The following is a 5981-nucleotide window of genomic DNA, read 5'->3' as shown; positions in this document are numbered from 1 at the left end:
GTGCTCTTCCGATCTTGCGCTTCAGTGCTGAACGGGATGCGGTGTATTCGCTGTTCCGACTCGAGCGGGCCGGCGGTCGGAGGCCGGGTCAGCCCCGGGCACGGATCCTCGATGTGCGCTGGGCCCGGAAATCCGACGAACTCCAGCCGTTCGGCAACGCGAGCCACGGCACGCGCATCCGGCGGTTGCGCTGGCTCGATGACGTGCAGATCGCGGTGGAGGAGATCTGGCTCGACGGTGCGGCTGGCAGGCTCGATGCGGCGCGCTTGACCGACGCGCTCTACCAGGACTACCTCGGCCAGCTCGGCTTGCAGATCACGCGCGCCACCGACGCCGTGTCGGTGGCTCCGTTGCCGGCGTGGGCGCCGGTGCGGTTCGACGCCACGTGTGTGGGGTACATCGAACGGACTGCCTGGTCCGCCGGCGGCGACAGTGTGGAGTTCTCGCGGACCTGGTTCGACCCGAACCAGGCGGTCTATGTGCAACGACTCCGCTGATCCGGGCCCAGCACGGGGAAGCCTGTGTGTCTGCGTGCGGCTGCGGGACGGGGAGGAGCTGCGGCTCGCCCCGGCGACGGCGCCGGCCTGCTACGCCTTGGTGCCCGAGGTCATGGACCCGGGGCAGATGCAATACATGCACGTGCCGGCCTACCGGCACACCGGCGATGCCATGCGCTTTCTGGCGTCGCTGACCGACACCAGCGGCCCGGGTCAGTCCTGGCTGCTCCGGGTGTCGGATCGCGTCGTGGGCTGGGTGTCGGTGTTCAACGTGCAGGAGGACACCGCCGAACTCGGCTACTTTGTCGGTGCACGGCACGCGGGCCGTGGCCTCGCCACTGCGGCGGCGCACCGCATCACACGGCTGGCACACGGGGAGCTCGGGTTCCGGCGGTTGAGCGCGACCACCGACCCGCGCAACACGGCGTCCCGGCGCGTGCTTGAACGCTGCGGCTTTCTGCACGAGGGTACGCAGCGCAGCAATTTCCGGTACGGGGACGCCTGGTTGGACACGGCGCTGTTCGGGCGGCTGGCCACCGATCCCGTACCCCCACTTTGACGAGCGGCAAACGCATGACAACGCACTACGGACTGATCGGCTCCGGCATGATGGGGCACGAACACATCCGCAACATTCAACTCCTGCCAGACACGGCACTGGCCGGGTTCTTCGAACCCGACGACAGCATGGCCGCGCAGACCCAGGCGCTCGCGCCGGAAGCGACACGGGTTGACTCGGTCGACGCGCTGCTGCGGCTGCCGCGCCTCGATTGCCTGGTCATCGCGTCGCCGAACCACTGCCACGTCGACCAGCTGCACGCAATTGCGAGTCTGCGGCAGATTCCGGTCCTGGTCGAAAAGCCACTGCTGACCGACGCGGACGACATCGCGCGCATGCGCGCCTTTGCGCGCGACTATGCAGCGCCCGTCTGGGTTGCGATGGAGTACCGCTACATGCCGCCGATTGCGCTGCTCTGCGAGCGGGCGGGTGCTGCGACAGGTGGCGTGCGCATGTTGACCATCCGTGAGCACCGCTTTCCCTTCCTCGAAAAAGTCGGCGACTGGAACCGCTTCAACCGCTTCACCGGCGGCACCTTTGTCGAAAAGTGCTGCCATTTTTTCGACCTGATGCGCCTGGTGTTGCAAGCCGATGCGGTGCGGGTCATGGCCAGCGCGGGCCAGGCAGTCAACCACCTCGACGAGGCCTACGCGGGGGAGACGCCGGACATCGCCGATCACGGCTACGTGTTGGTAGATTTCCACAACGGCGCGCGCGCGATGCTGGAACTGTGCATGTTTGCCGAAGGGTCCCGTTATCAGGAGGAAATCTCGGCGGTCGGGCCCACGGGCAAGATCGAGTGCCATGTGCCCGGTCCCGGTCGGTTCTGGCCCGCCCACCTTGGTCCCGTGCCCACACCACGGGTGATCGAGAGCCCGCGCGAACCGCGCGGACCGCGCATCATCGACACGCCCGTCGACCCGACGTTGTTGCAAGCCGGTGACCACAACGGGTCGACGTTCTACCAACACCGTGAGTTCCTCTCCCTGGTGCGTGGCGAACGGCGGCACCCGGTCGTCAGCATCGCGGACGGCATCGAGTCCGTGAAGCTCGGGCTCGCGGCGCAGGAGAGTGCGGCCACGGGACACTCGGTGGCGCTGTGATTTCGAGCTTTGCGCCCGTGGTGCCCGCGGCGCCGCGCGTCCTGATGCTGGGTTCGATGCCGGGCGTACGCTCGCTGCACGAGCAGCAGTACTACGCCCACCCGCAGAACCAGTTCTGGCGTTTGATGGCCGTGGTGCTTGACCAGGCGGCCGTGCCGCCGGACTACGCGGCGCGCCTGGCGATGCTGTCAGACGCCGGGGTGGCGCTCTGGGACGTGCTCGCCGAGTGTACGCGTGAGGGCAGTCTCGACAGCGCGATCCGCGACGAACGTGCCAACGACATCGGTGCGCTGCTCTCCGGGTCACCCGCGCTCCGCGTGGTGGCGTTGAACGGGCGCAAGGCGGAGAGCAGTTTCGCCAGGCACGTCGGTTACGTGCCTGGTGTGATGGTGGTCGGACTGCCGTCGAGCAGCGCCGCCAATGCGCGGCTGACGTTCGAGGCGAAAGCCGCGCTCTGGTGTGAGGGACTGCGACCCTGGCTGCGTTGACTGCTGCGCGCGCTAGGCCTTGAAGAAATCGAGGTCCTGCACGCTGAAGTTTGCGAGGTTGGGCATGACCGAGTTGATGGTCGTGTCATCGACCTCCAACCACCGACCCAGGCTGGCGCTGTACTGCTCGATCGACACACTCGGGATCAAGCGGGCGCGAGAGACCGTGTATTCCTCGCCTTCGGGGTCGTACTCCGGCATCCGTCCGAGGATGCGTCTGCCGCGCACGTCGCCACCGGCGACAAAGTGGTGCCCGGCCCAACCGTGGTCGGTGCCCGAGCCGTTCGCGACCAGGGTCCGGCCGAAGTCGGCGCCGCTGAACACGGTCACGTCGTTCCAGGCACCGGCCTCGATCATCGCATTACGAAACGCCATCACGCTGTCGGCCAACGATTGCTGCCGCCAGGCGATGTCCTCCGCCTGATCGGCGTGCGTGTCGAAGCCACCGGCGCCGATGAAAAAGATCTGACGCTTGGCGCCGAGTGCCCTGGACGCCCGTATGGCGTTTGCGACACGCTGGAAGTGCGGTCCGAAGAAATTGCTCGGAAACGACGTGGCAAACGGGGTCAGTGTGTTGAACACCGAGCCGAAGTTGTCGATCTTGTGCAGGGCTGCGGCGCGCAGGTCGGCGTAGTCCGAGTGCAGGATGTTCGGGTCTGCACCGAAGGTGTCGCGAAAGTGGGCACCGATGTTGGCGCGCACGGTGTCGTAGGCGTCTCCGTAGCCGAGCAGCCACTTCTTGGCCTCGATGCGCGGCCCGGTCACGGTGTTCGAGCCGATCTTGAACGCATGCGACTCGCGTCCGGCGAGCAACAGGTTGTTGCCCGCGGTGCTGATGGCGGCGTAGTCGTCGGTGCTGCCGAGCTTGTTCTGCTGGCTCAGCGCGTCGATGAAGCGGCCACCCCAGCCGAAGCGCGCGCCCTCGGGTGCCAGGCCCTGCCAGTAGTTCTGTTGGTCATTGTGTGAGAACAGTGCCGGCGGCAAGGCGACTGAGCCCGACTCGTAGCTGCTGCGGGACGTGGGTTGCACCAGCGGCCCGACCGACCCGACAAAGCACAGTTCCTCGGCGTCGAACAGAGTGCGCAGCGCACCGAGCTCCTGCGGCACCGCGTACTGCCGGCCCTCGGTTGCAATCTGGTCCAGTGGCGTCAGGGGCAACAGGTTGCTGCGGTCGCGAGACGCGCCGTGCGATTCGGTCGCGTGGGCGGCGAAGATGTCGGGCCGGACGGCGCGCAAGGCATCGTAGTGGCTCGCGTCGTAGGGCAGGATGAAATCGTTGTGGTCCATGCCGCCGAACATGAACACGCAGACCAGCGCGCGGTAGGCGTCGGGGGCGGCCGGACTCGCGTGCGCGGCGGGTGCGGCCCATTGAGACAGGACCGTGCTGCCGCCCACGCCGAGCGAGGCCAGGGTGTGCAGGAAACGCCGTCGTGACAGGGTCTGGGTGTGCAAGCTCATGGGGTGGTCCTCAGCGTGGGCAGGTGGCGGCGCGGTGGTGTCACCAGACCACCGCGTAAGACGGAGCGGTCACCGCCATCAACACGGCGACCTGCACGCGTTTGCGCAGGTCGTCGTCTCGCGTGGCCTGTTCGACCGGTATCGTGCCGACCGTTGCCGTGATCCGCTCGCGCACGCGCGGGTTCATGCGGCCCGCTGTCAGCAGCGTGTCGAGGTGGCGCACGAGCGCGTCGGGCGCGTCGGCGAGTGCGAGCTGGGCGCTCCAGTCTGGCGCGAAGGCGTCGCCGGGGCCGGCCGAATTGCACGGGTCGAGCCCGGTGAAGTCGGAGCCCGGTTGGCTCGGACAGGACCACAGGCCGACCCGCTCGAGAATCAGGTCGGTCATGAGCTCGGTGTACCCGACCAGTCGGGCGCCCTGAAAGGCCTGAAACTCCGGGACCGTCTTCCCGCGGTCGCCCGCACGCGTGCCGGGCGGCACGTAGCCGGGCCTGAAATAGTTGAACACCGAGGGCGATTCGAAATACGCCATGCCGATGGAATCGCTGTTGTCGAGGTTGCCGATTCGACCGGCCCGCGTGATGTATTCGAGATTGCTGACGTCGAAGGCGCGCATGAACTGGACATACTGCAAGAGCGGGTCGCGGGCCTTGGCGGACTCGATGCGGTTGAATGCGACACCGAAAACCGAACTGTCGAGCAGGATGGCTGCGAGTGTCGCTTCCAGGTCACCGCGAGCACCGGCGCCGAACACGGTGCCGTCGCTCGCCTGGTACTGGCCGGTTTCGAAGCTGGCTGCGACTCGATCCACGTAGTCGGGTGCGGGGTCGCTGGTGGTGAACTTCTGGATCAGCTGACGCGACACAAAGGGGGCCGTGTTCGGGTGCAGGAAAAGCGTGTCCAGCGCCATACGCACGCTGTCGTCACCGGAAACCCCGGCCGGTATCGTGGTGCCAAGGAAGCTTTTGGCGCGGGTGGAGTGGTGGTCGGCGAAGATCCTCAGCGGCCGCGCGCGGGCCGCGTACTGCTCGTCTCCCCAGACCTTGTACGCCGAGGCGTCGTGGCTGAAGCCGGTGAACACGCGGGCGAGTTGCGACACGTCTTCGTTGGAGTAGGTGGGGATGGTCTGGCCTTGGCTGTCCCGTTTCGGGGTGCCATCGCGGTTGAGCTGAAGCAAGCCGATCGTGAACAACTGCATGAGCTCGCGTGCGTAGTTCTCATCCGGTTCGCGTCCCGTCGCTGGGTCGCCTGGCTCGTTGCGCAGGTAGGTCAGCCAATCGGCCATGGCGGGTGAGTAGGTCACGTCGGTCAGCAGATCGCGGTAGTTGCCGAAGGCGTTGCGGTTGAGGACATCGTGGTAGGAGAGGCCACTGAACGCCCTGAACGGGTCGACCACGTCGCTGCCACCGACCACCAGAAGGTGCGAGAGCGCGTAGGTCATCTTGGTGCGCAAAACAGCGTCGGACTCGATCAGCGAGCGCTTGAGGTGGTAGCGGTTGTAGTGGCTGAAGGGGACGCGCCCGTTCGGCTGCTGTGCGGCCGCCGCAAGGGCGGCGGGCAGCAGCGGCTCCGGCGCCTTGGCGAACTCGTTCCGGAGCCATGCCGTCGCGTCTCGCTGGCGCCACCGATCGAGGTCTGATGGCGTCGCGCCGAAGCCGGCCCGCACCAGGAAACCGGAGACCGCGTCATCGCTGTTCAGCACGGTGCTGCTGGTGCGGGTTTGCCCAGTGGGGGTCGCACCGCCGCCTGCGTCGCAGGCGGCGAGCACGGCGCCGGGCACGGCGGCGCCCAGGGGCAAGCGGCTGCGCCGCAGCGGGCGCGGGGAGGGGGAACAGCACGGGCACGGACGCAATCGCATCAACATATTCACTCGCATGCG

General features: G+C 67.2%; 6 protein-coding genes. 4 read left to right on the top strand and 2 right to left on the bottom strand.

The features are described from left to right. From AAGA11_22435 to AAGA11_22420, 4 genes are all read left to right on the top strand, one after another. A partial coding sequence (locus tag AAGA11_22435; GenBank protein MEM9605634.1) for a UTRA domain-containing protein occupies window positions 1–497 on the top strand: 497 nt, incomplete at its 5' end. Between the two features lie 34 nt (window positions 498–531). Continuing rightward, window positions 532–1056, top strand: a complete 525-nt coding sequence (locus AAGA11_22430) for a GNAT family protein (GenBank protein ID MEM9605633.1) — start codon at window positions 532–534, stop codon at window positions 1054–1056. A 14-nt stretch (window positions 1057–1070) separates the two neighbouring features. After that, window positions 1071–2159 carry a Gfo/Idh/MocA family oxidoreductase gene (locus tag AAGA11_22425; GenBank protein ID MEM9605632.1) on the top strand — a complete coding sequence of 363 codons (1089 nt, stop codon included), beginning with the start codon at window positions 1071–1073 and terminating at the stop codon, window positions 2157–2159. Further along, window positions 2156–2647 (top strand): DNA-deoxyinosine glycosylase, encoded by a 492-nt coding sequence (locus AAGA11_22420; GenBank protein MEM9605631.1) that lies wholly within the window; start codon window positions 2156–2158, stop codon window positions 2645–2647. The genes AAGA11_22425 and AAGA11_22420 overlap by 4 nt, the downstream gene beginning before the upstream one ends. Window positions 2648–2659: 12 nt before the next feature. Here AAGA11_22420 and AAGA11_22415 read toward each other — a convergent pair whose 3' ends face one another. Then, window positions 2660–4105, bottom strand: a complete 1446-nt coding sequence (locus AAGA11_22415) for a DUF1501 domain-containing protein (protein MEM9605630.1) — start codon at window positions 4103–4105, stop codon at window positions 2660–2662. A 40-nt stretch (window positions 4106–4145) separates the two neighbouring features. Further along, a complete protein-coding gene (locus tag AAGA11_22410; protein MEM9605629.1) occupies window positions 4146–5882 on the bottom strand; it encodes a DUF1800 family protein in 1737 nt (578 codons plus the stop codon). Window positions 5883–5981: the final 99 nt, after the last annotated feature.

This window comes from Pseudomonadota bacterium, assembly GCA_039196715.1.
Lineage (GTDB): Bacteria > Pseudomonadota > Gammaproteobacteria > CALCKW01 > CALCKW01 > CALCKW01.
Note: the sequence above shows the minus strand (reverse complement) of the source record. Positions and strands in the feature narration are given on the sequence as shown.

Coding starts and splice junctions, on each gene's coding strand:
- AAGA11_22415 (MEM9605630.1), bottom strand. CDS start 4,105: ATGAGCTTGCACACCCAGACCCTGTCACGACGGCGTTTCCTGCACACC.
- AAGA11_22425 (MEM9605632.1), top strand. CDS start 1,071: ATGACAACGCACTACGGACTGATCGGCTCCGGCATGATGGGGCACGAA.